This is a genomic window from Rhizobium sophoriradicis, from assembly GCF_025200795.1.
GTDB lineage: Bacteria > Pseudomonadota > Alphaproteobacteria > Rhizobiales > Rhizobiaceae > Rhizobium > Rhizobium sophoriradicis.
The window spans coordinates 21,937-45,538 of record NZ_CP104155.1 but is presented as its reverse complement, the minus strand read 5'-3'; the positions used below and the strand labels follow the sequence as shown (position 1 = coordinate 45,538).

Annotated in this window: 19 protein-coding genes and 2 pseudogenes; 13 read left to right on the top strand and 8 right to left on the bottom strand. The window is 62.6% G+C overall.

The window, feature by feature from the left end:
• Window positions 1–110: 110 nt before the first annotated feature.
• Complete coding sequence (locus N2597_RS28695) at window positions 111–1,442, bottom strand: MFS transporter (RefSeq protein WP_096769600.1); 1,332 nt, start codon at window positions 1,440–1,442, stop codon at window positions 111–113.
• A gap of 376 nt (window positions 1,443–1,818) precedes the next feature.
• On the opposite strand from N2597_RS28695, the gene cyoA reads away from it, so the two are divergent.
• From cyoA to N2597_RS28665, 6 genes are all read left to right on the top strand, one after another.
• Entirely contained in the window at window positions 1,819–2,997 is a 1,179-nt protein-coding gene (cyoA, locus tag N2597_RS28690; protein WP_096762866.1) for a ubiquinol oxidase subunit II, read from the top strand.
• A gap of 42 nt (window positions 2,998–3,039) precedes the next feature.
• Complete coding sequence (cyoB, locus tag N2597_RS28685) at window positions 3,040–5,043, top strand: cytochrome o ubiquinol oxidase subunit I (protein WP_183598780.1); 2,004 nt, start codon at window positions 3,040–3,042, stop codon at window positions 5,041–5,043.
• A gap of 5 nt (window positions 5,044–5,048) precedes the next feature.
• Window positions 5,049–5,669, top strand: coding sequence for a cytochrome o ubiquinol oxidase subunit III (gene cyoC, locus N2597_RS28680; protein WP_040111296.1), 621 nt, complete (start codon window positions 5,049–5,051; stop codon window positions 5,667–5,669).
• Complete coding sequence (gene cyoD / locus N2597_RS28675; RefSeq protein ID WP_040111295.1) at window positions 5,666–6,067, top strand: cytochrome o ubiquinol oxidase subunit IV; 402 nt, start codon at window positions 5,666–5,668, stop codon at window positions 6,065–6,067. The genes cyoC and cyoD overlap by 4 nt, the downstream gene beginning before the upstream one ends.
• 46 nt (window positions 6,068–6,113) lie before the next feature.
• Window positions 6,114–6,872, top strand: coding sequence for an SURF1 family protein (locus N2597_RS28670; RefSeq protein ID WP_183598778.1), 759 nt, complete (start codon window positions 6,114–6,116; stop codon window positions 6,870–6,872).
• 110 nt (window positions 6,873–6,982) lie between these two features.
• On the top strand, window positions 6,983–8,158 hold the full coding sequence (locus N2597_RS28665; RefSeq protein WP_096762864.1) for an acyltransferase family protein: 1,176 nt from the start codon (window positions 6,983–6,985) through the stop codon (window positions 8,156–8,158).
• Window positions 8,159–8,224: 66 nt separating this feature from the next.
• On the opposite strand, the gene N2597_RS28660 is transcribed toward N2597_RS28665, so the two are convergent.
• The 3 genes and pseudogenes from N2597_RS28660 to N2597_RS28650 all read right to left on the bottom strand — a co-directional run.
• The gene (locus N2597_RS28660) at window positions 8,225–10,156 is read right to left on the bottom strand and encodes a hybrid sensor histidine kinase/response regulator (RefSeq protein ID WP_096762863.1); all 1,932 of its coding nucleotides are present in this window, start codon (window positions 10,154–10,156) and stop codon (window positions 8,225–8,227) included.
• Window positions 10,157–10,225: 69 nt separating this feature from the next.
• Window positions 10,226–11,632: an FAD/NAD(P)-binding protein gene (locus N2597_RS28655; RefSeq protein ID WP_183598776.1), complete on the bottom strand. Its 1,407-nt coding sequence runs from the start codon at window positions 11,630–11,632 to the stop codon at window positions 10,226–10,228.
• A gap of 243 nt (window positions 11,633–11,875) precedes the next feature.
• Window positions 11,876–12,123 (bottom strand): annotated as a pseudogene (locus tag N2597_RS28650) (NADPH-dependent oxidoreductase); the annotation flags it as partial.
• A gap of 83 nt (window positions 12,124–12,206) precedes the next feature.
• Between N2597_RS28650 and N2597_RS28645 the strand changes: the two are divergent.
• From N2597_RS28645 to N2597_RS28625, 5 genes are all read left to right on the top strand, one after another.
• A complete protein-coding gene (locus N2597_RS28645) occupies window positions 12,207–14,168 on the top strand; it encodes an ABC transporter ATP-binding protein (RefSeq protein ID WP_183598772.1) in 1,962 nt (653 codons plus the stop codon).
• 219 nt (window positions 14,169–14,387) lie between these two features.
• Window positions 14,388–16,286, top strand: coding sequence for an ABC transporter ATP-binding protein (locus tag N2597_RS28640; RefSeq protein ID WP_183598770.1), 1,899 nt, complete (start codon window positions 14,388–14,390; stop codon window positions 16,284–16,286).
• Between the two features lie 94 nt (window positions 16,287–16,380).
• Entirely contained in the window at window positions 16,381–16,695 is a 315-nt protein-coding gene (locus tag N2597_RS28635; protein ID WP_183598768.1) for a hypothetical protein, read from the top strand.
• A gap of 305 nt (window positions 16,696–17,000) precedes the next feature.
• On the top strand, window positions 17,001–18,095 hold the full coding sequence (locus N2597_RS28630) for a LacI family DNA-binding transcriptional regulator (protein WP_183598766.1): 1,095 nt from the start codon (window positions 17,001–17,003) through the stop codon (window positions 18,093–18,095).
• Window positions 18,096–18,129: 34 nt separating this feature from the next.
• Window positions 18,130–19,167: a LacI family DNA-binding transcriptional regulator gene (locus tag N2597_RS28625; RefSeq protein WP_009993615.1), complete on the top strand. Its 1,038-nt coding sequence runs from the start codon at window positions 18,130–18,132 to the stop codon at window positions 19,165–19,167.
• Window positions 19,168–19,176: 9 nt separating this feature from the next.
• On the opposite strand, the pseudogene N2597_RS28620 reads toward N2597_RS28625, so the two are convergent.
• Window positions 19,177–19,323, bottom strand: a pseudogene (locus N2597_RS28620) (MFS transporter); the annotation flags it as partial.
• 106 nt (window positions 19,324–19,429) lie between these two features.
• Complete coding sequence (locus tag N2597_RS28615) at window positions 19,430–20,629, bottom strand: multidrug effflux MFS transporter (protein ID WP_077989530.1); 1,200 nt, start codon at window positions 20,627–20,629, stop codon at window positions 19,430–19,432.
• A 172-nt stretch (window positions 20,630–20,801) separates the two neighbouring features.
• Between N2597_RS28615 and N2597_RS28610 the strand changes: the two genes are divergently transcribed.
• Window positions 20,802–21,542, top strand: a complete 741-nt coding sequence (locus N2597_RS28610; protein WP_183598764.1) for a TetR/AcrR family transcriptional regulator — start codon at window positions 20,802–20,804, stop codon at window positions 21,540–21,542.
• Here N2597_RS28610 and N2597_RS28605 read toward each other — a convergent pair whose 3' ends face one another.
• Window positions 21,543–21,983 (bottom strand): response regulator, encoded by a 441-nt coding sequence (locus N2597_RS28605; RefSeq protein WP_010047776.1) that lies wholly within the window; start codon window positions 21,981–21,983, stop codon window positions 21,543–21,545.
• A 270-nt stretch (window positions 21,984–22,253) separates the two neighbouring features.
• Here N2597_RS28605 and N2597_RS28600 point away from each other — a divergent pair, with 270 nt between their 5' ends.
• Window positions 22,254–22,793 (top strand): L,D-transpeptidase family protein, encoded by a 540-nt coding sequence (locus N2597_RS28600; RefSeq protein WP_183598850.1) that lies wholly within the window; start codon window positions 22,254–22,256, stop codon window positions 22,791–22,793.
• Window positions 22,794–22,801: 8 nt separating this feature from the next.
• On the opposite strand, the gene msrA is transcribed toward N2597_RS28600, so the two are convergent.
• A complete protein-coding gene (msrA, locus tag N2597_RS28595) occupies window positions 22,802–23,506 on the bottom strand; it encodes a peptide-methionine (S)-S-oxide reductase MsrA (protein WP_077989533.1) in 705 nt (234 codons plus the stop codon).
• Window positions 23,507–23,602: the final 96 nt, after the last annotated feature.

Sequence of the window (23,602 nt, the reverse complement as noted above, 5' to 3'; positions counted from 1 at the left end):
GCCCTGCGAGAGGTTGGCGAGGGACGGAAAGGTCGCGGCATATCCTCTTCGCCCCGTTTACGGGGAGAAGGTGCCGGCAGGCGGATGAGGGGCGGGCCGCGACGCTTCGCCTATTCGCGCTGTTCCAGCGCCTTGCTGAAGGCCAGTGCCGCCAGCGTGCAGATGGCGCCGGAGAGCAGGTAGTAGCCGACGAAGGTCAGGCCGAAGCGGCTGGAGAGGCTGAGCGCCACCAGCGGTGCGAAGCCGGCGCCGACCAGCCAGGCGAGGTCCGAGGTGAAGGCAGCGCCGGTATAACGATAGCCCCGGCCGAAACGCGAGGAGATCGAACCGGTCGCCTGGCCGAAGGACAGGCCGAGCACGCCGAAGCCGATGATGACGAAAGCGTCGTGGCCGTTATTGCCGGATGCGATCAGGGTCGGCCCGATAAAGCTGAAGACGGCGATGATGACGGCGCCGATGGCAAGCTGGGCGCGCCGGCCGATGCGGTCGGCGATCAGGCCCGAGGCGATGATCGCGACGACGCCGACCATAGCGCCGACCACCTGCACCACCATGAAGGTGCCGATCGGCTGGTTGCCGTAAAGGCTCATCCAGCCGAGCGGGAAGATGGTGACGAGGTGGAACATGGCGAAGCTCGCGAGCGGCACGAAGGCGCCGATCAGGATGTCGCGGCCGTGAACGCGCAACACCTCGAGGATCGGTGCTGCCTCCAGCTCGTGCTGTTCGAGCAGCGTGCCGAATTCCTTGGTCATCACCAGGCGCAGCCGGGCAAAGAGGGCCACGACATTGATCGCGAAGGCGACGAAGAAGGGATAACGCCAGCCCCAGGAAAGAAAGTCTTCGCTGGAAAGATTGGCAACGAAATAACCGAACAGCGTGCTTGCCAGGGCAAAGCCGATCGGCGCGCCGAGCTGCGGGATCATCGCATACCAGCCGCGGTGATTGGCCGGCGCGTTGAGCGCCAGCAGCGAGGCCAGACCGTCCCAGGCGCCGCCGAGCGCAAAGCCCTGGCCGAGACGGAAGAGCGCCAGGAGCGCGATCGACCAGACGCCGATCACCTCGTAACCCGGGAGGAAGGCGATCGAGGCGGTCGAGCCGCCGAGCAGGAAGAGCGCGATCGTCAGCTTCGTGCCGCGCCCATACATCCGGTCGATGGTCATGAAGACGACGGAGCCGACGGGGCGGGCAAGGAAAGCGAGCGAGAAGATGGCGAAGGAATAGAGTGTGCCGGTCAGCCTGTCGGGCGCGAAGGGAAAGACGAGCTGCGGAAAGACCAGGACCGAGGCGAGGCCGTAGACGAAGAAATCGAAGAATTCCGACATGCGGCCAATCACCACGCCGATGGCGATGCTGCCCGGTGACACCGGCTTGTCGTCGTGAATGCGCCGCGCGTCGCGTTCCAGCGATGACGACGACGGTCCGTAATGCGATGTTGTTGCCATAAACGCCTCCTCGTTAAGGCGCTTCCGGCAAGGCGCCTTAAGCGTGATCTTGATCAAACCCGCAGGCTTATCAAGTCCGTAAGACTGAAATAGTTCATCATCAAGGCTCAAATGAAGCGGGGACCGAAAATTTTGCGTGATCCGGACGGTGATTTTCCCCTGCAAATGCTGGCCTGACCGACTGTTGCGGATATATTGGCCTGAGACATGCGCACGCCTAAAATCCTTCTAATTTCATCAGGATTTCGAAGTACTAGCGCCCAATGATTTTTGCCGCATTGCGGCATGTTTGCTGCACTGCGACCTTCCGCCTCATGTCGCGATCCGGTTCAGTGCTTTAGTCGCGGACCAAACGAAACAACAAGAGCTTAGAGACGTGCCAAAACTCATGAAGTTTTCCCGCCTTCTATCCGTCTTGCCGCTGCTTTTCCTGGCAGGATGCAACATGGTGGTCATGGCGCCCTCTGGCGACATCGCCGCGCAACAGCGCGATCTGATCGTCGTCTCGACGGTGCTGATGCTTCTGATCATCGTTCCGGTGATCTTCCTGACGCTGCTCTTCGCCTGGCGCTACCGCCGCTCCAACACGGCCGCGACCTACGACCCGGAATGGCACCATTCGACCCGGCTCGAAATCGTCATCTGGGCTGCACCCCTGGCGATTATCATTGCGCTCGGCGCCGTCACCTGGATTTCCACGCACAAGCTCGATCCCTACCGCCCGCTCGACCGCCTCGATGCGGAGCGCGCCATACCGGCCGATACCAAGCCGCTGACCGTCGAAGTCGTGGCGCTCGACTGGAAATGGCTGTTCTTCTATCCCGAACTCGGCATTGCTACCGTCAACGAGATGGCCGCCCCGGTGGACCAGCCGATCAATTTCAAGATCACCGCTTCCTCGGTAATGAACTCCTTCTACATCCCGGCGCTCGCCGGGCAGATCTACGCCATGCCCGGCATGGAGACGAAGCTGCACGCCGTCATCAACAAGGAAGGCGAGTATGAGGGCTTCTCGGCCAATTACAGCGGCGCCGGCTTCTCGCACATGCGCTTCAAATTTCATGGCCTTACCCGCGAAGGCTTCGACGCCTGGGTGGCCAAGGTCAAGCAGCAGGGCACGATGCTCAACCGCGACACCTATCTGAAGCTCGAGAAGCCGAGCGAGAAGGAGCCGGTGCGTTATTATGCCGGCGCCGACGCCGATCTTTACACCGCCATCCTCAACATGTGCGCCACGCCCGGCAAAATGTGCATGAACGAGATGATGCACATCGACATGATGGGCGGCGCCGGCAAGGAAAGTGCTGAGAACCGAGAGAAGCTGCAATACGACAACCGCCATGCCGACGAAGGCGTCGTGGCGCCGGGCGCAACCGTGCCGGCGACGGGCGTTCCGGCAAGGGCCGAGCCGCCGCGCAATTCCGGGGGCAGCAGCATGCAACACGACATGCCAGGCATGCCCGACATGCCCGGCATGCAGCATGACGGCCATTCCATGCCCGCCACGGGCAACGGCGCCGATCCGGCGCCGGCGCAGCTCAACAACAACAATTAACCTGGCGCTTTGCGTCGCAAGACATAATGAACGGGTTGTTCCATGTTTTCCAATCCTGACCTCCTGAAGTTCGTCTTCGGCCGGTTGACCCTCGATGCCATCCCCTATCACGAGCCGATCCTGGTCGTGACCTTCATCGGTGTCGTCATCGGCGGTCTCGCCGTGCTCGGCGCCATCACCTATTTCAAATTCTGGGGGCCGCTCTGGCACGACTGGATCTGCAGCGTCGATCACAAGAAGATCGGCATCATGTATGTGATCCTGGCGGTCATCATGCTGTTGCGCGGCTTTTCCGACGCGATCCTGATGCGCATCCAGCAGGCGATCGCCTTCAACGGGTCGGAAGGTTACCTGCCGCCGCACCATTACGACCAGATCTTCACCGCCCACGGCGTCATCATGATCTTCTTCGTGGCGATGCCCTTCGTCACCGGCCTGATGAACTTCGTGGTGCCGCTGCAGATCGGCGCGCGCGACGTCTCCTTCCCCTTCTTGAACAACTTCTCCTTCTGGATGACCACCGCCGGCGCGGTCATCATCATGCTGTCGCTGTTCATCGGTGAATTCGCCCAGACCGGCTGGCTCGCCTACCCGCCGCTGTCGGGGGCCGCCTACAGTCCGGGTGTCGGCGTCGACTATTATATCTGGGGCCTGCAAGTGGCCGGTGTCGGCACGACGCTCTCCGGCATCAACCTGATCGCCACCATCGTCAAGATGCGCGCGCCGGGCATGACCTTCATGAAGATGCCGGTCTTCACCTGGACGGCACTCTGCACCAACGTGCTGATCGTCGCCTCCTTCCCGATCCTGACGGCAACGCTCGTGCTGTTGTCGCTCGACCGCTACGCCGGAACGAACTTCTTCACCAACGACCTCGGCGGCAATCCGATGATGTACATCAACCTCATCTGGATCTGGGGCCATCCGGAGGTCTACATCCTGGTGCTGCCGGCCTTCGGCATCTTCTCCGAAGTCGTCGCCACCTTCTCCGGCAAACGCCTCTTCGGCTACGCCTCGATGGTCTACGCCACCTGCGTGATCATGATCCTGTCCTACATCGTCTGGCTGCACCACTTCTTCACCATGGGCTCGGGTGCATCCGTCAACTCCTTCTTCGGCATCACCACGATGATCATCTCGATCCCGACAGGGGCGAAGATCTTCAACTGGCTCTTCACCATGTATCGCGGCCGCATCCGCTACGAGGTGCCGATGCTGTGGACGGTCGGCTTCATGGTGACCTTCGTCATCGGCGGCATGACGGGCGTCATGCTTGCGGTCCCTCCTGCCGATTTCGTGCTGCACAATTCGCTCTTCCTCATCGCTCATTTCCACAACGTCATCATCGGCGGCGTGCTCTTCGGCATGTTCGCCGGCGTGAACTACTGGTTCCCGAAGGCCTTCGGCTTCAAGCTCGATCCCTTCTGGGGCAAGATGAGCTTCTGGTTCTGGCAGATCGGCTTCTGGTTCGCCTTCATGCCGCTCTATGTGCTCGGCCTGATGGGCGTCACGCGCCGCATGAGCCAGTTCGAGGACCCGTCGCTGCAGATCTGGTTCATCATCGCCGCTTTCGGCGTCGGCCTGATCGCGCTCGGCCTCGCCGCCTTCCTGATCCAGATCGTCGTCAGCTTCATGAAGCGCGAGGAACTGCGCGACGACAGCGGCGATCCCTGGGACGGCCGCACGCTGGAATGGTCGACCGCTTCGCCGCCGCCGGACTACAACTTCGCCTTCACGCCCGTCGTCCACGATCATGACAGCTGGTACGACATGAAGAGGCGCGGCTACGAGCGTCCGCTCGGCGGCTTCAAGCCGATCCACATGCCGAAGAATACCGGCACCGGCGCGATCCTGTCGGCCATCAGCGTCGCACTCGCCTTCGGCCTGATCTGGTACATGTGGTGGCTGGTCGTCGTCTCCTTCGTCGCCCTGATCGTCGTGGCGATCGGCCATACGTTCAACTACAAACGCGACTTCTACATCCCCGCAGAAGACGTCATCGAAACGGAAGGCAAGCGCACCACTCTGCTTGCCGAGCAGGTGTAACGACCATGAGCGATCACACTGTCGATACGGCCGAAAAGCCCGAATTCTACCTGACGGAAGATCATCATCCGGAGAACAGCACCAATCTCGGCTTCTGGCTCTATCTGATGAGCGACTGCCTGATCTTCGCGGTGCTGTTTGCAACGCACGGCGTGCTCGGCCGCAATTATGCCGCGGGGCCGTCGCCGGCCGATCTCTTCGATCTGCCGATCGTTGCCCTCAACACGTCGATGCTGCTGCTCTCCTCGATCACCTATGGCTTCGCCATGCTGCAGATGGAGCGGAACGCCAAGGCGGAAACGCTGTTCTGGCTTGGGGTCACCGGCCTGTTCGGCGCCGCCTTCATCGGGCTCGAGCTCTACGAGTTCATCCACCTGATCCACGAGGGCGCCGGGCCGACGCGCAGCGCCTTCCTCTCCTCCTTCTTCACGCTGGTCGGAACGCACGGCCTGCACGTCACCTTCGGCATCATCTGGCTGATCACGCTGATGGTGCAGGTGTCGATGCACGGCTTGATCGAGGCCAACCGCCGCCGACTGATGTGCCTCTCGATGTTCTGGCACTTCCTCGACGTCGTCTGGATCGGCGTCTTTTCCTTCGTCTATCTCTTGGGAGTTCTCGGATGAGTTCGCAAGCACCCGCACATGAGGATGCCCACGAGGCGCATCACGGCCACAGCCACGGCCACCAGGCCGGCCACGGCACCTTCCGCAGCTATATGACGGGCTTCGCGCTCTCCGTCATCCTGACCGCCATTCCCTTCTGGCTGGTCATGGCAGGCGTCTTCGAAAGCCCGGCGGTGACGGCGGTGCTGGTGATGGCCATCGGGGCGATCCAGATCGTCGTCCATATGGTCTTCTTCCTGCACATGAACCCCCGCAGCGAGGGCGGCTGGACGATGATGGCGCTGATCTTCACCATCATCATCGTCGCCATCGCGCTCTCCGGCTCCCTCTGGGTCATGCATCATCTCAACACCAACATGATGCCGATGAGCCCCGAGATGATGAAGAACATGCCGTGACGGCATCGAAAGGGTGGCGGCACCGCCGCCCGAAGCGATTCACGCCATGAGCGAAGCTCCCCCCGAAAAAGCGGATAAACGGCATTCGCCTGTAAAACGCGTTGCCTTTGCCGTCTGCCTGGCGCTCATTGCGGCAGCGCTCGCAGCCCTCGGCACCTGGCAGGTGCAGCGGCTCGCCTGGAAGCGCGATCTCATCGTCCGCGTCGACCAGCGTGTGCATGCCACAGCCGTGCCAGCCCCGGCACGGGCCGATTGGGACAAGGTCAATGCCGGCGATGACGAATATCGCCGGGTGAGCGTCGCCGGTACGCTCGCCAACGACAAAGAGACGCTGGTCTATGCCTCGACGGCGCTCGGACCGGGTTATTGGGTAATGACGCCGCTGATGCTTGCCGACGGCACCGCCATCCTCATCAACCGCGGTTTCGTGCCGACCGACAGGCGCGACCCGGCCACCCGCCGCGAAGGCCAGCTGGCGGGACCGGTCGAAATCACCGGGCTGATTCGGATGACAGAGCCGGAGGGATCGCTGCTGCAATCCAACGATGTCGGCGCCGACCGCTGGTATTCGCGCGATGTCGCGGCAATCGCACAGAAGCGCGGCGTCGGTGCGGTCGCGCCCTATTTCATCGACGCCGACGCGACCGCCAATCCCGGCGGTCTGCCCGTCGGCGGCCTGACGGTCATCCATTTCCCCAACAACCATCTCGTCTATGCGATCACCTGGTACGCGCTGGCGGCGATGGCGCTGGCACTGCTGGTATTCATCCTGCGCGGCGAGATCGGAAGAGGCGGCCGCGAATAATACGAGTTCCGGCAAGCAGTTGCGCCGCCGTGGCTTCAGCGCGGCGGATTAATATCTTCTAAAGCGATGTCGGCTACTGCTTGCCGGAACCGAACAGAAAAAAGCTGCACATGAGCCGGCCGGATTACATCCCCAGTCTCGATGGCCTGCGCGGCATTGCCGCGCTGCTGGTCGTGCAAGCCCATATCGGCCTTATCTTTCCAAGCACGACCTCGCATCTGGTGACTGTGGGCAGCGAAGCCGTCGGCTTGTTCTTTGCCCTCAGCGGCTTCCTGATGGCCCATCTCTACGGTTCACGGCCGGTGACCCGGGAAAACGTCCTGGATTTCCTGGTGAGCCGCTTTGCCCGCATCTATCCGGTCTATCTGGTTGCCGTCCTGCTCGTGGCGATGCTGTCCGGCATGCCGACTCTGAACTTCGTTCAGCCGATCGCCGGCGGTATGGACTTTGTGCGCCATGTCCTTCTTCTCGGCTCGAGAGGCGTTTTCTGGTCTATCCCACCCGAAATTCAGTTCTATCTGCTGTTCCCGATCCTGTGGCTCTGCCTAGCCCGGCCGCACCGCTATAGCGGCCTGATCGCAGGCTTCGCCATTGTTGTCGCCGTAGACGGCCTGCTCGAATTGCCGGGGCCCGGAATCATGCTCCTGTCCAAGCTCCCCTACTTTCTCTTCGGCGCACTTGCCGGTGGGATGCATTCTCATTTGGAAAGATGGACGCCATCCGCCCTCATGGGAATTTTCACGCTGTTGCTTCTGGCGGTGTTCTTTACCTACAGGCATGTCCTGCCGAATTTCTCGCCCGAATTTTGGGGCTTGCAAAGCGCGGCCGCCGCCGCCGCCATCGTCGCACTCGTCGCGCGACAACCGCCCATCGCAGGTCATTTCCTTGCAGCTGCACCGCTCAGGTTTTTGGGCACGATCAGCTTCTCGCTCTATCTTTTCCACGTCCCCATCATGTTCCTTGTCCATCGGAGTTTTGAAGCGCTGCTGCCTGAACCGGCGCTGATCGCAGCAGCGCTGTTCGTTGCCCTCGGCGGAGCATGGTTCCTGCATGAAACGATAGAAGTCCCGAGCCGGCGCCTGCTCGTCACCTTCTGGCAGCATCATCGGTGGCGTCTGGTCTCGCGCCAGGCTCCGGCTGAGCGGATCGAACAAGCGATCCTTGACCTGCAAGAGACCGAGAAGCGCCTCCTCGGCGGCGCAGCTTCAGCCCCGGCGGCCGACCTCCGGGAGAAAACCGGCCGCACCGTCATTCAGGATGATGGTGACGAGAAGCTTCGCGCGTAACGCCAAGGCTCGCGAATCTTCGCTGACCGAGTGCATCAGGTAACCCAGCACCGCCAGCCGCTCCGGTCATTGAGAAGCGATCCGGCTGATCGCATCGGCGAGCTGCGCCTGCGAGAAGGGTTTGCCGAGCCGGGGCAGATTGGCGGCGCCGGCGCCGTCGGGCAGATCGGCGTAACCGGTGGCAAGGATGATCGGCAGGCCGGGCCACTCGCTGCGGATTGCCTCGGCGAGCTGCGCCCCGGTCATGCGCGGCATGGCGTGATCGCAGATGACCAGATCGACCGGCTCCTTGCGCAGGATGGCGAGCGCCTCGGGACCGGCCATCGCCTCGAAAACCGTGTGGCCGAGATCCTCCAGCATCAGCGTCGTATTCATCAGGACCAGGCCGTCGTCGTCGACGGCGACGATGCGCAGCCGGCGCTGTGCATCGTCATGCCGTTGCGGCAGTTCGGCCGCCGCCTCTGTCCTCTGCTCAATGGTTACGACCGGGAACCACAATTCCGCCGTTGTACCTTCGCCGGGGCTGCTCTTCAGGATGAGGCGGCCGCCGGACTGGGTGGCAAGACCCTGCACCATCGAAAGGCCGAGCCCTGTGCCCTTGCCGACACCCTTGGTGGTGAAGAATGGCGTGACCGCCTGCTCCAGCGTCTTTGCATCCATGCCTTCGCCTTCATCGACCACTGCGATCCTGATATAGCGGCCGGCCGACAGCCCTCCCCTGCTGGCGGCGATCGATTCTTCGGACGCGCGCAGCGTGATGCGGCCGCCGGACGGCATGGCGTCACGGGCGTTGACGACAAGGTTGAGGATCGCCATCTCCAGCTGGTTCGGATCGGTGAGGATAGTCGGCAGCCGGACGGGATAAGAGGTCTCGATCGTGGTGAGAGGCCCGAGCGAACGGCTCAGAATATCCATCATGCCACGCACCAGGCCGGAGACGTCGATCGGCTCCATATGCAGTTCCTGCCGGCGGGAAAAGGCCAGCATGCGCTGGGTCAGGGCCGCTCCCCGCTGGGCGCCCTGCATGGCATTATCAACAAGCGATGTCAGCGAGAGATCCTGCGGCATGCGTTTCTTCAGGATCTCCAGGCTGCCGAGCACGGCCATCAGCAGATTGTTGAAATCATGGGCGATGCCGCCGGTCAGCTGACCGATCGCCTCCATCTTCTGCGATTGGAAAAGCTCTTCGCGCGCCTGCTCCAGCGCCCGCTGCGTCTCCATCTTCTCGGTAATATCGCGGGTGATCTTCGCGAAACCGAGCACGTCGCCGTCATCGCCCTTGATGACATCGACGACGATGCTGGCCCAGAAGCGGGTGCCGTCCTTGCGCACGCGCCAGCCTTCCCGTTCGAACCGGCCTTCGGCGCGGGCGACACGGAGCGCGGTCTCCGGCAGACCAGCGGCGCGGTCCTCGGGCGTATAGAAGGTCGAGAAATGCCGGCCGATGATTTCCTCCGGCCGATAGCCCTTGATCCGCTCGGCGCCGAAATTCCAGCTGCTGACATTGCCTTCGGGATCGAGCATGTAGATCGCGTAGTCCGAAACGCCTTGGACAAGCCGGCGGAACTGTTCCTCACTCTGACGGATCGCGTTTTCGGCAGCCCGGCGTTCGGTCAGATCGCGGGTGATCTTGGCAAAACCGATGAGCTCGCCGGAGGGACGGCGGATCGGATCGATGACGACATGCGCCCAGAAGCGGCTGCCGTCCTTGCGCTGACGCCAGCCCTCCCCCTCGAACCGTCCCTGCTCGATCGCCGTGGCGAGCGCGCGCTCGGGAATTCCGGCTGCGCGGTCCTCTTCGACATAGAACCGGGAAAAATGCTCGCCGAGGATTTCAGAAGGCTTGTAGCCTTTGAAGCGCTGAGCGCCGGTATTCCAGCTGGTGACGATGCCTTCGGGGCTCAGCATGTAGATCGCGTAGTCGGTGATGGCATCGACCAGAAGACGAAACCGTCCCTCTTCTTGAAGAGACGTATCATGTCGATCCAACACTTCCATCTGCCCCTCTTGGTCACCAGCGCTGTTAACGCGGCGGGGCGGAGATGGTTCCAAAAAGATCACACTTTTTCAGACGGCCCTGACCTGCGGATAGAAGCGCTCGCCGATCCGTTCGGCCGCCGCATAGGCCTGTGAGACGATTTCGGGCACCAGATCGATATCGGGCAGGCTGCCGAGGCCGAGCGGGCCGACGGCAAAGAGCCCGACAACCGTCGAACCGTCCTCTAGGAAGGGCTCGCCGCGCGCAGTGACCGCCAGCCCGAGCGACAGTTCGTCCGGCATGGCGAGGCCTGAGGAAAACAGGCTCTCCATCAGCGGCGTGGAAAGATCCGGCGCCTGGCAGCGGCAATCGATGATCCGCTCGGCATGGAGGACCTCTTCGGCAGAGGATCCCGCCGGTGTGAAAAACAGGCCGCTCAGGCCCCGGCGGCCGGCCCGGCCGCGGCGCAGCACGGTACGGCCTTTGGCAAGCTCGCGCTGCAGTCGCAGGTGCATGGCCTCCGGCAAGCGGTTGCGATGGCTGTCGTAGATCGCTCGCAAATGCCGATTGAATTGATGTTTGTCGCGGGCCGGCAGAGAGCACCAGAGCGAGCGGGCATGCTTCCTCAGGCCGTTCATCACTGATTGCCAGCTTCGCCCTTGCTCTTCCGCCTCGCGACAGGCCCGGCGGATGAAGCGCATGATGTCGGGCAGGCCCTCCGGCAGCGCTTCGGCCGGAAACACCGGATCGGCGGAATTCGGTGTATGGCTCTGCGGCAGAAACCCGTGCCGGGAAATGATCGTCACCTGGCCGGCATAGCCGGAATCGCGAAGCTGCAGCAATTGATCGACGACGCGGATGCCGCTGCCGAGCAGCACGGCATGCGGCCGCGCGACAAGGCGCTGGGCGCGGATCGGCGAAACATCCGGCTCCTCAGCATGCGGATCGCTGAGGCCGTAGCCGGTGGCGAGGATCACCGTATCGAACAGCGGATTGGCCGGATTGGCGCTTTCGAGCAGGAAGCGGTTGCCGTGGCTTCGGCGGATCGCCACGACAGGATCGTTGCAGACCTGAACGGTGATGTCCCGGCGCGCCGCCAGCGCTTCGGAAAAGCGCTGGTAGACGTAATCGCTGAAGATTTCCTTCGGCACGAAGATCTGCCGGAAACCCGGAATGGCAGCCGGCACGGCAGCGCGGAAGGCGGCGTTGCTACAGAGCCAGTCGTTGAAATCATCGCTGTCGCCGACTGCGACCGAGAGATCGCGCACGCGGGTATTGAGGATCGTCGAGGCGCGGGCAGAGGCCAGCGCCTGGCCGCCGCTGACCGACGAATTCGGATCGAACAGCTGCAGGTGGAAGGGCGTGCGCACCGTCTTCATCAGCGCGATGGCCGTCATCATGCCGGAGAAGCCGCGCCCGACGATTGCAACGCGCGGGACGACTGATATCTGCGCCGCCGCATTGGCCCTTCCGGAAAAAAGTCCCTGAACCGTCATCGCAACTCCTTTGCGGCTTCATCAGCACCCTGGGGTCGATCGAGGTTTCAACGCATGAACATCGGGTCACGCGTTGATGAGGGTCATGCGGCCATTCACGACAGCTGCCGCAGCATCGGGGTTCGATCAGGCGAACCCAGAACGAGAGGAATAATCACCCTCGCCATTAGTCTATCAATCTTGTCGTGTATGAAAGCGCCAAATGGCGCGCCTGGCAAGAGTTTTGTTGTCTCTTGGGGCAAGCTATTGAATATACGGGAAAACTTTAGCACTCCGGAGCAACGCGATCTCAGCTGCACTCGCCTGAATATTGCTTTTCGTGCCGAGCTTCGGCACCTTGGCGAGATCGACGAAATTGGTGGAGCCCATCGCCTCTCCAACCCAATAGGCGATTGGCCGGGAGGTGAGGCCGACATCGTTCAGCGCCTGATCGGCGCCGTCCTCATGGCCGACGACGGCCGCGACCTGCCATAGGAGATCATGCGGCCCTGCAACCCACCCGCGCGCCGATTGTTCCCGCAGGGCATGTGCGAGGCGGCCTCACGCAAAAATAACCAGTTGGTGAATTCTTTACTTGAACCGCCTATTGGAATCGGCAAAACTGACGGTGCTATCAATCCCTTCATGGATTTGCCGTCTTTTCGGGCCAGCGTCCGAACACACATCTATTGGAAAAAATACCGTGAGCAGCGAAGCGTCAACCCGCGCGACGAAGCCTTCGGCTTCGATGGCGCTTGCAACTGCGGCAGGCTGGGGCCGAGGCCTCTATACACTGGTGCGCATCACCGTGATGGCCTTCCGCCACCCCTGGCAGGCCGGTTTTGCGATCGGCGCCACGCTCGTCGCCTCGACCTTCCAGCTGATGATACCCCGCCTTCTCGGCGAGGCCGTCGACCACACGCAGATGGCGATGGGCGGCGGTACGGCGGGCCAGGCGGCGCAGGACGCGCTGCTGACGACGGCGCTGCTCCTGCTCGGCGCCAGCGTGCTGCGCGGCCTCTTCACCATGGTGCAGAACTACTACAGCGAAGCCGTCGGCCACCACATGGGCTACGAGCTGCGCCTGGCCTGCTACGAAAAAATCCAGCGTCTCTCCTTCAGCTTTCACGACACGGTCCATTCCGGCGATCTGATCACCGTCGGCATGCTCGATCTCGAAGGGGTGCGCATGTATTTTTCCACCGCGCTGGTGCGCATGATCCTGCTCACGATCCTGATCGGAATCGGCGCCTATATGCTGCTGTCGACCGATGTCGTGCTCGGGCTTCTGGCGCTCTCCTTCGTGCCCTTCGTCGGCTGGCGCTCGTCGGTGACGCAGCTCAAGCTGCGCGCCACCTGGCTCGACCTGCAGGAACGACTGTCGGTGCTGACCCGCATCATGGAGGAGAATCTCGGCGGCATCCGCGTCGTGCGCGCCTTTGCCGCGCAGGAGCACGAGCTGACGAAATTCGAGGCAGCCTCGAAGAACGCGCTGGCGCTCGCCCATCAGCGGGTCGGCATCCGCGTCACCAATACCAGCGCCATGACCTTCTCCTTCTTCGCGGCAATGGGCCTGGTGCTCTGGATCGGCGGCGGCAAGGTGATGTCGGGCGAGATCACCGTCGGCACACTCGCCTCGTTCCTGACCTTCATGACCATCCTGCAGATGCCGGTGCGCCAGCTCGGCCTGATGGTCAACGCCTTTGCCCGCGCCTCCACCTGCGGCACCCGGCTCTTCAACCTGCTCGACCTCGACATCGCGATCAAGGACGCGCCGGATGCCAGGGAACTGGCTGTGACCGACGGAGCGCTGCGCTTCGAGAATGTCAGCTTCGCCTATCCCGGCTCGGAAAAGCGCACCGTGCTGCACGATGTCTCCTTCGAAGCCCGGCGCGGCCAGACGATCGGCATCGTCGGCCCCCCCGGCAGCGGCAAGTCGACCATCGCTCATCTGATTCCGCGCTTCTACGACGTCAGCGGCGGCAGGATTACCATCGACGGCCAGGATATCCGCAAGGCGACTTTGCAGTCTCTGCGCCGCGCCGTGGCCGTCGTGCAGCAGGATTCCTTCCTGTTCACGACGACGATCGAAAACAACATCGCTTATGGCGACCCCTGGGCCAAGGAAAGCCGTATCGAGCGCGCCAGCGAAAGCGCCCAGCTGCACAATTACGTGCTCGGCCTGCCCACCGGCTACGGCACCGTCGTCGGCGAGCGCGGCGTGTCGCTGTCCGGCGGCCAGCGGCAGCGGCTTTCGATCGCCCGCGCCCTGATGCTGAAGCCGGCGGTAATGGTGTTCGACGATTCGACGGCAGCGATCGATGCCGCCACCGAACAGCGCATCCGCAGCGCCATGCGCCGCTATGCCGCCGATCGCGTGACGATCATCGTCGCCCATCGCCTGAGCTCACTGATGCATGCCGACCAGATCCTGTTCGTCGAAGACGGAAGGATCGTCGAGCGCGGCACCCATCAGGCGCTGCTTGCGCTCGGCGGGCGGTACAAGGCGCTCTACGACCTGCAGGTACGGCCGGGCGATGAAGTGCTGAGTGCGTAACGCCCCTCTTCTCCCCATCGGGGGGAAGTGCCGAGCAGAGCGAGGCGATGAGGGGGCGAGGAGCGATAGCGACGAGTGCGCTGAGCGGAAGCCAAGGGCAAATGAGGGCGTGCCGTGTAGCCCCCTCATCCGCCCTTCGGGGACCTTCTCCCCGCTGGGGAGAAGTGGACAAGCAATTGATGTGCGGGCCACCCGATGTGAGGCCGCAGGAGGAATGTGATGGCCGAGGAACTGGAAACCGAGCGTCCCGACGTTCGCGAGGATGGCCGCCGGCCGCCGCGGGCGGTGGTCGGTTCGCACCGCGTCGAGGAGGAGATGTTCGGCAAGGCCTTCGACGGCAACATCGTCAAGCGCATCTGGGCTTTCGTCCATCCCTACCGCACCCAGGTCCTCTGGGCGATCGTTGCGGTCCTGACCTTCACGACGATGCAATTGCTGATCCCGCTGATCATCCGTTACGCCATCGACCACGGCATGTCGCCGGGCGGCAATGCTTCGGCGCTGATCTCAGCGATCGCCGCCTTCGCCATCGCCATCCTTGTCAATTATGCGGCGAGCAACGCGCAGGAGACGCTGGTCGGCAATGTCGCGGAAGAGGTGCTGTTCGACATCCGCAAGGCGATGTTCTCGCATCTCCAGCGCGTCTCGCTCTCCTTCATGGACAAGACCGAAGTGGGGCGGCTGATGTCGCGCCTGCAGGGCGACGTCAACTCGATGCAGGAATTCCTCGAAACCTCGGTGCTCTCGGTCGGCGACATCGTGCTGCTCTTCGGTATCGTTTTCGTGATGCTCTATCTCGATTTCAAGCTGGGCCTGCTGACGCTTTCGGTGCTGCCGGTGCTGTTCATCGTCCGACTGTTCTGGCTGCCGCTCGCCCGCAAGTCCTTCATGGCTGCGCACGAGACCAATTCGGTGGCGAACGGCGCGCTCGCCGAAGCCATCCACGGCGTGCGCGCCGTCCAGAGCATGGACAGGCAGGGGGTCAACTTCACGCTCTACGACGACAAGGCGCATGCCAACCTCAGGACGCATCTGACGGCGGCGCGTTATGCCCAAGTGATGGTGCCGATCGTCGACAGCCTGACCGGTGTGGCAATGGCGCTCGTTATCGTCGTCGGCGGCGCCCGCGTTCTCAACCAGGCGCTCGACGTCGGCGTGCTCGTGGCTTTCCTGTTCTACATCCAGCGTTTCTTCGACCCGATCCGGTCGCTGACCCTGCAATATTCGGTGATGCAGCGCGCCATGGCCTCGGGTCAGCGGCTGACCGAAGTGCTCGACGTGCCTGTTGACATCAAGGACGCGCCCGACGCCAAGACCCTGTCGCGCGACATGGACGGCTCGGTGGAATTCAAGGATGTCTTCTTCGGCTACAATCCGAAGCATCCGGTGCTGAAACATGTGAGCTTCAAGGTCAATCCCGGGGAGACCGTGGCGCTGGTCGGGCCGACGGGCTCCGGAAAATCCAGCTGCATGTCGCTGATCCACCGCTTCTACGACGTGCAGCAGGGCCAGGTGCTGGTCGGCGGCCACGACGTGCGTGACCTGACGCAGGATTCGCTCGGGGCGCAGATCGCCATGGTGCTGCAGGAGCCTTTCCTGTTCACCGGCACCGTCTTCGAAAACATCCGCTACCACAAGCTTGAGGCGACGCGCGAACAGGTGATCGAGGCGGCGAAGGCCGTCGGCGCCCATGATTTCATCATGCGCCTGCCCGATGGCTACGACAGCATTCTCGGGGAGCGCGGCGGCAACCTGTCGCTCGGCCAGCGCCAGCTTTTGAGCTTTGCCCGCGCGCTTGTGGCGGACGCCAAGATCCTGGTGCTCGACGAGGCGACCGCCAATATCGACAGCTATACGGAGATGCTGATCCAGAAGGCACTGGTGAAGCTCTTGGAAAACCGCACCGGCCTGGTCATCGCCCATCGCCTGGCAACGATCCGCGAGGCCGACCGCATCATCGTGCTGCAGAACGGCGAAATTATCGAAAGCGGCGACCATCGCCAGCTGATGAAGAACGGCAAACTGTATTCCAGGCTCTATAACCTCAACTACGCCTCTTTCGACGATATTCCCGAAGATGTGCTGGAGGAGACGACGGCGACGCAATCGGCGACCTGACGTGCATTAACGCCTGTCGCAAAGTTTGAACGAACAAACGATTTGCTGCCGTATTTCCGTATTATCCGGGGCGAGTGCCACTGAGGAGAATGTCATGAAGAGAATTATTTGCAGCCTGTTGATCGCCACGGCCCTTGTTGGATCGGCCATTCAGCCTGCTGCCGCGCGTGACCGTCATCACGACGATACCGGCCGCATCATCGCCGGCGGCGTAGCCGCAGGTGTCGTCGGCGGCCTGATTGGCGGCGCAATCGCCAATGGCGGCCCGCGTTACGTTGATGAAGGCCCGCGCTATGTCGATGGTCCTCGTTATGTCGAGCCGGCTCCGAGATGCTGGTATGAGGACCGTGACGTCCGCAACCGCTATGACGGCGGCTATCATACTGAAACCGTACGGGTCTGCGAGTAGACCTGAAGTTTTTGCAGCGGTTTTGATCCGATGTATCGCCGCTTTACTGCGATTTGCCCCTCACCCTAACCCTCTCCCCGTAAAGCGGGGCGAGGGGACGTGCCCTGTGAGAGGTCTGTGGGGAACGGAAAGCTCGCAGCTTGACCCCTTCGCCCCGCGAGCGGGGAGAAGGTGCCGGCAGGCGGATGAGGGGCGAGCCGCCATCTCCCAAAATCCTGCAGCCTCGGTTTTTCTCAGCAAAAATTCCGCCCGCCGCACCGCCGTCTGTCATCTGCCTGTCAGAGACGCGCAATAGCTGAGGGCCGATGAACGATGGTCCCGTGAATGCCGGCAAAGCGCCGAAAAAAGAACGCATGCGCTTCGTCAGCGCCGAGCAGGTGGCGCAATTGGCGGGCGTCTCACGCTCGGCGGTCTCGCGCACCTTCACGCCGGGCGCAAGCGTCGCCCCGACCACGCGCGAAAAGGTGCTGCGGGCGGCTGACGAACTCGGCTACCACGTCAATGATCTCGCGCGCGGCGTGCTCGCCAATCAGAGCCGCCTCGTCGGCATCGTCGCGACCCGGCCGGAAGTCGGCTTTCGCGCACATCTCGCCGCAGCCCTTGCCAAATCGCTGATTCGGCGCGGCAGCATTCCGATCCTCATCGACACCGGTCAGACGGAAGAGGAACTGCTCGCAGCCCAGAAGATGCTGATCGGTCACCGCGCCGAGGCCATCATCATTCTCTCCGGTTCGCCGCCGGCAAGCTTCCTCGATCTCGCACAGCGAAACGGCCAGCCGCTCGTCGTCATCGGCCGGTCGGAGCCCGGCGCCGACCACGTGCGCGCCGGCAACTCCGAAGCCTCACGCAAGGCGGCGACGGCGTTTTACGACAGCGGCCGGCGGCGGCTGGCGGTCATCGGCTCCAATACGGGAACGCCTGCGATCGTCGAACGCGAAAGCGCCTTCCTTTCGGCGGCGGAGACGCTTGGTGCACCCGTCACCCTCGCCCGCGGCGGCGATTCCGATTATGACGGCGGTGTCACCGCCGGGCGCGCGCTGCTTGCGGAAAAAACAAAGCCCGACGCCGTCTTCTGCGCCAATGACCAGATCGCCTTCGGGCTGATGGATGTCCTGCGCCGGGAAGCGCAGCTGCGCATCCCCGAGGATGTCGCCGTCATCGGCTTCGACGACGTGCCGGAATCCGCCTGGCTGAGCTATCAGCTGACCACCTTCCGCCAGGACCCGCTGATCATGGCGCAACGCGCCGTCGCGCTGTTGGAACGGCGGCTGGAAAACCCGGATTCGCCGCCGGCTTACGAACGCGTCATTCCCGAACTCGTCATCCGCCAGAGCTTCAGACCGCAACCTCTTCCCCCACGGCTTTTCGCAGACGCCGTCCTGTGGCAAGAAGGGCGATGACGCGCGGCGCTGCAAGGGAGGAAGATCGCCAGAGATGAAGGGAATTCGCCAGCTCGCCGAGCATCTCGACATTTCGATCGGAACCGTGTCCCGCGCGCTGAACGGCAAGCCCGACGTCAATGAGGAAACGCGCCGGCGGGTGCTCGCCGCCGCCGAAGAGCTTGGCTACGTCGCCAACCAGTCGGGCCGCAGCCTGCGCCAGGGCATGACCAATGTCATCGGGCTGATGCTCGAGGTCAGCCGCGAGACGGTCGAAAACAGCGACGACTTCTTCCTCGGCGTCACCGACGGGCTGCAGAGCGTCTTTTCCCGCCACAAGCTCGATCTGGTCATGCTGCCCTGCCCCGACGACGAGGATCCGCACGAATATCTGAAGCGCATGGTGGCGCGACGCCTCGTCGATGCGCTGATCATCTCGGCGACACGGCGCACCGACCGGCGCATCGAGCTTCTGGAAAAGGCCCGCATCCCCTTCGTGGCGCTCGGCCGGAGCGCGTCCGGCGGCAGCTATACCTGGATGGACCTCGATTTCGAAGGCGTGGCGGCACGCGGCGTCGACCGGCTCGTCGCCAAGGGCCATCGGCGGATTGCGGTGGCGGCCCCCTCCTCCGACATCAATCTCGGCTACATCTTCCTCGACAGCTACCGCCAGGCGCTGCAGCGCCACGGCCTTGCCTTCGACCCGGCGCTGGTCATCCGGGTCAAGTCGAGCGAACAGGGCGGCTATCAGGCCGGCCACGAACTGCTGATGATCGAAGACCGGCCGACGGCGATCATCCTGATCCACGAGCTGATGGCGATCGGACTTTACCGCAGGCTGGCCGAGGCCGGCATCCTGCCCGGCCGCGACCTCGCCGTCGTCGGCTTCCGCGAGGAGTCGCGCACGCATTTCCTGCAGCCGACGCTGACCTCCTTCCGCATGTCGCTGCGCGATCTCGGCGCCCAGCTCGGCGAAACCCTGCTCGCCACCATGCCGGCCTATGCCGAGCACTATCCGCAGGGCGCCCGCAACAGGATCTGGCCGATGGAGCTGGTTCCCGGCGAAAGCGACGCCTTCACGCTGACGTCCTGAAGAGGCGCCTCAAATCCGGCTCGGTGCCGCCGCAGCTTCCCGGCTCGACAGCTGACGCGTCACGAAGAAGACCAGCAGGGCGCCGGCCGCAAGGCAGGCAGCCAGGAAGAACATCGGCGCGATCATGCTGCCGCACTCATCCTTGATCCAGCGCACGTAGATAGCGCCGGCCGCCAATGTTCAATTAAGCGAGGTATTTTCTCCGATGCCACAACCCAGATTAGTGGCCGCACCCGGGTGATCGGGTGCGGCTGGTCTTTGACTATTCGGCAGCGGCGACGGCGGCACGGCGGCCGATCGTTGCCTGGGTTAGCACGAAGGCCAAGAAGGCGCAGACGGCGATGCCGGCGGCCATCGGAACGGCGGTGCCGTCGAAGAACAGGCTCGAGATCACCATGGCGACGGCGGCGATGACGAAATGCAGCGTGCCCATCAGCGACGAGGCGGTGCCGGCGATTGCGCCGTGATCCTCAAGGGCAAGCACCGCGCTCGTCGGGATGACGAGGCCGAGGAAGCCGTAGCCGATGAACAGGAAGGTCGCCATAACCGGCAGCTGGTTGAAGCCTGAGGCCATCACTATGGCCATGACGATCATGGCCAGCGCGAAAGCGCTGACGGCAAGCCGCATGACGCGCACCAGGCCGAAACGCTCGCCGAGCCAGCCCGTCGCCTGCGATACCGCGAAGAAGGACACAGCGTTGATCGAGAAGGCGAAGCTGTATTGCGTCGGCGTCAGCCCGTAATGCTGGATCAGCACGAAGGGCGAGTTGGCGAGATAGACGAGGAAGCTCGAAATGCCGAGGCCGCCGATGAAGGTCAGCGTCAGGAAATTGCGGTCGGAAAGCAGCAGCCGGTAGGCGGCCATGGCGCTCCCGAGACCGCTGCCGCTGCGCTCAGTGGCCGGGCGGGTCTCGTCAAGCTGGGTGGAGAGCAGGACGAGGCCGATCAAGGCCGCCATTGTCACGGCCCAGAACACGCCGCGCCAGCCGTAAAACTCGATGACGGCGCTGCCGGTCAGCGGCGCCAGGATCGGCGAGATCGAGAAGACCAGCATGAGCAGCGACATCAGGCGCGCCGCCTGAACGCCGGTATGCATGTCGCGGACGATGGCGCGCGGAATGACCATGCCGGCCGCACCGCCGATGCCCTGGATGAAACGGAAGGCGATCAGCGTCTCGATATCCGTCGCAAGCGCACAGCCGATCGAGGCGAGCGCGAAAAGGCCGATGCCGAGATAGAGCGGCAGCTTGCGGCCCCACATGTCCGAGATCGGACCGTAGACGAGCTGGGAGAGCGCAAAGGAGATGAAGAAGGCGAGAAGGGTCAGCTGGGTGACGTTATTGTCGGCATGAAGATCCTGGCCGATCGAAGGCAGCGCAGGCAGATACATGTCGATGGCAAAGGGGCCGATGGCCGATAAAAGGCCGAGAATGAGGGCAATGCGGAAGAAGGAAGCCGTCATAATGGTGATCTTTCATAAAAGCGCAGCAAAGACGCCGGATCGTCGCTTCGCCGCAGTGCTCTTAGGGGTTCAATGATGATTGTTCGCGCGAAGACGAAGTTGGGAGCTCACATCTTCAGCTGGGAAGCAGGCGTGTCAATAATTTTGGACACTAATGTAAAACTAGACGCCATTGTCTAAAACGTCAAGACGTCTTATCTTCGCTCTCATGAAAGATCGCATGACACCGGCAGGCCGGATGACGGGACATAGCCAGCGCGGGCAATGCGCCAAGCGCATGTCCATCCTCGATGCCGCCGCCGACGTCTTCTGCCGCCAGGGTTTCGCCGCCGCCAGCATCGATGAGATCGCCGCGGTCGCCTGTGTCTCCCGCCAGACGATCTACAACCACTATCGCGAGAAGGAAACGCTGTTCGTCGCCGTCGTCGATGACGTGATGAACCGCGCCAATGCCATGCTCTTCTCCGTCTTGTCGGCCTTCCCTGATGACGCCGATAATCTGGAGGACGACCTGACCGCCTTCGTCGTGCGCCTCAACAAGAATTGCATCTGCAACCAGGACGGAAAATTCCTGCGCAAGCTGGTGCAGACGGAGGGAGAGCGATATCCGCATCTCTTCGAAAGCTGGCGCCAGCAAGGGCCCGGCAAGCTGACCACCGCGCTTTCTGCGCTTCTCGCGCGGCTGGCGCAAAAAGGAGCGCTCGTCATCGACGATTTCGACGTCGCCGCCCGGCAGTTCGTCGCGCTCGGCAATGCCGACCTGCAGATGTTGACGCTTTTCGGGGGAACACCGACCGACGCGGAACTGGAAAAGGCGGCCCGCAATGCCGTTCGTACTTTTCTCAGGGCCTATGGCCGACCGGCGGCGAACAAGGCCGGCGTTCAGCCGCAACTGGCAGCCGTATCCGGCTGATCAGGCAAAAACCGTCATCTGCGCCGGCACGACGGCGAACATGCCGGCGCGGCGGGCGGCAAGATATTTCACCAGCTGTTCGACAACCGAAGGCATGACCGGCTTCTGGACGACCCCGACCGCGCCCTTCACACCATCGGCGACGGTCTCGGGATTGCCGGTCATGAACACGACGGCGATGCCATGCTCTTCCGCCAGCCGCCTGCCGAGCTCGGGACCTGTCGGGCCATCGGCAAGATTGACGTCGACGAAGGCGATATCGGCCGACGGCGCCAGCCGCAGCGCCTGTTCGCGATCATTCGCCAAGCCGGCGACCTGCATGCCCATGCCTTCCACCGTCGCGCCGAGATCGAGTGCGATGAGGAATTCATCTTCGACGATCAAGACGCGCTGTTTCATGAGATCATCTCGCTGCCAGCGCCGCACGACATTGGTGGCCATGATACCGTCCCCTTGTTACGCACATACTTCGAAAGAAGGATCCGCTCCGGCAGTTGTGCCTGCCCGAAGCTCATTGTCGAAACGAGGAACTTGGAGATATGTTCCGCGGTGAAACGCGATTTTCCTGATTTAAGATATTGTTAACGTTGATGAATTATTAACAGGCCGCCGGCAAGGCAAAAAACAATCGCCGATCTTGAGCGCGCACCTCTGGTTGAGGGCGCGATGACACGATATGATTATTCATTGGCTCGATGATTGAGGATCGGCTTGAGAAACAAGGTTGTCGTGCTGGCGATCGTGGCCGTTGGCCTTTTCGCCTATACCAAGGTGATGGCCAGGATCGGCTCAGGCTCGCCGCCTCCGGACGCACCGGTGGACCAGCGCGCCGATCTTATTCGCGTTTATAAATCCGAACGCCGCATGGTTCTCCTTAAAGGCGACGCTCCTATCGCGACCTATCAAATTTCTCTGGGCAGTGCTGCCGATGCAGGCCCCAAACAACGCGAAGGCGACGAGAAGACGCCTGAAGGGCGCTACGAAATAGATTGGCGCAATCCGAAATCGATGGCGCATCTGAGCCTGCATATTTCCTATCCGAAGCCGGAAGAGCAGCGCGCGGCGAATGTGAACGGCTTTCCGCCTGGCGGCAACATCATGATTCACGGGCTGCCCAATGGCTGGGGCCTGCTTGGCGAAGCCCATCGCCTTTGGGATTGGACCGATGGCTGTATTGCCGTCACCAATGCGGAAATGCGCGATATCTGGGCTCGCGTCCCCGACCGTACACCCATCGACATCATGCCCTGACCGGTTAATCAGCCCCTGGTCTTGCCGACGAGGACCGGCTGGCTGCGGTAGTCGGCGGGAAACAGCGACTTCAGGTTCTCGATTTTCGGCAGGTCATTATAGACGATATAGGGATAGGTCGGGTTGAGCGTCAGGAAATCCTGATGATAGGCTTCGGCAGGATAGAAGCCGGTGGTTTCAGACACTTTGGTGACGATCGGCCGCGGGAAGACATGCGCCTTGTCGAGCTGATCGATATAACGCTCGGCGACCTTGCGCTGCTGCGGATCGAGGACGAACAGCGCCGAGCGATATTGGGTGCCCCGGTCCGGTCCCTGGAAGTTCAGCTGCGTCGGGTTATGCGCCACGGAGAAGAAAATCTGCAGCAACCTGCCGTAGCTGACCTGTTTCGGATCGAACTTCACCTCGACGGCTTCGGCATGGCCTGTCGAGCCGGTGCTGACGATTTCGTACTGCGCCGTTTTGGCCGTGCCGCCGGCATAACCGGAGACGGCGCTTTCGACACCCTTCACATGCTGGAAGACGCCCTGGACGCCCCAGAAGCAGCCGCCGGCGAAAATGGCGGTCTGCGTGCCCGAGCCGGGGGCTTCGTCGATAGCAGGCGGCGGGATCACGACCGCCTCTTCGGCAGCGGCGGCTACATCCGCACCGAGCAAAACGGCCGCGACGGCAAGGAACGTGGCGAGGCGCCGACGGTTGGAAGAGATGGACATCGGGCTACCTCCAAAGGGTCGCCCAAATCCTTGCTCACCCTTGCAAATGCGGCAAATCACAAAGCGGTTGCTCACGCCGATGTGACAGCTCGAAGA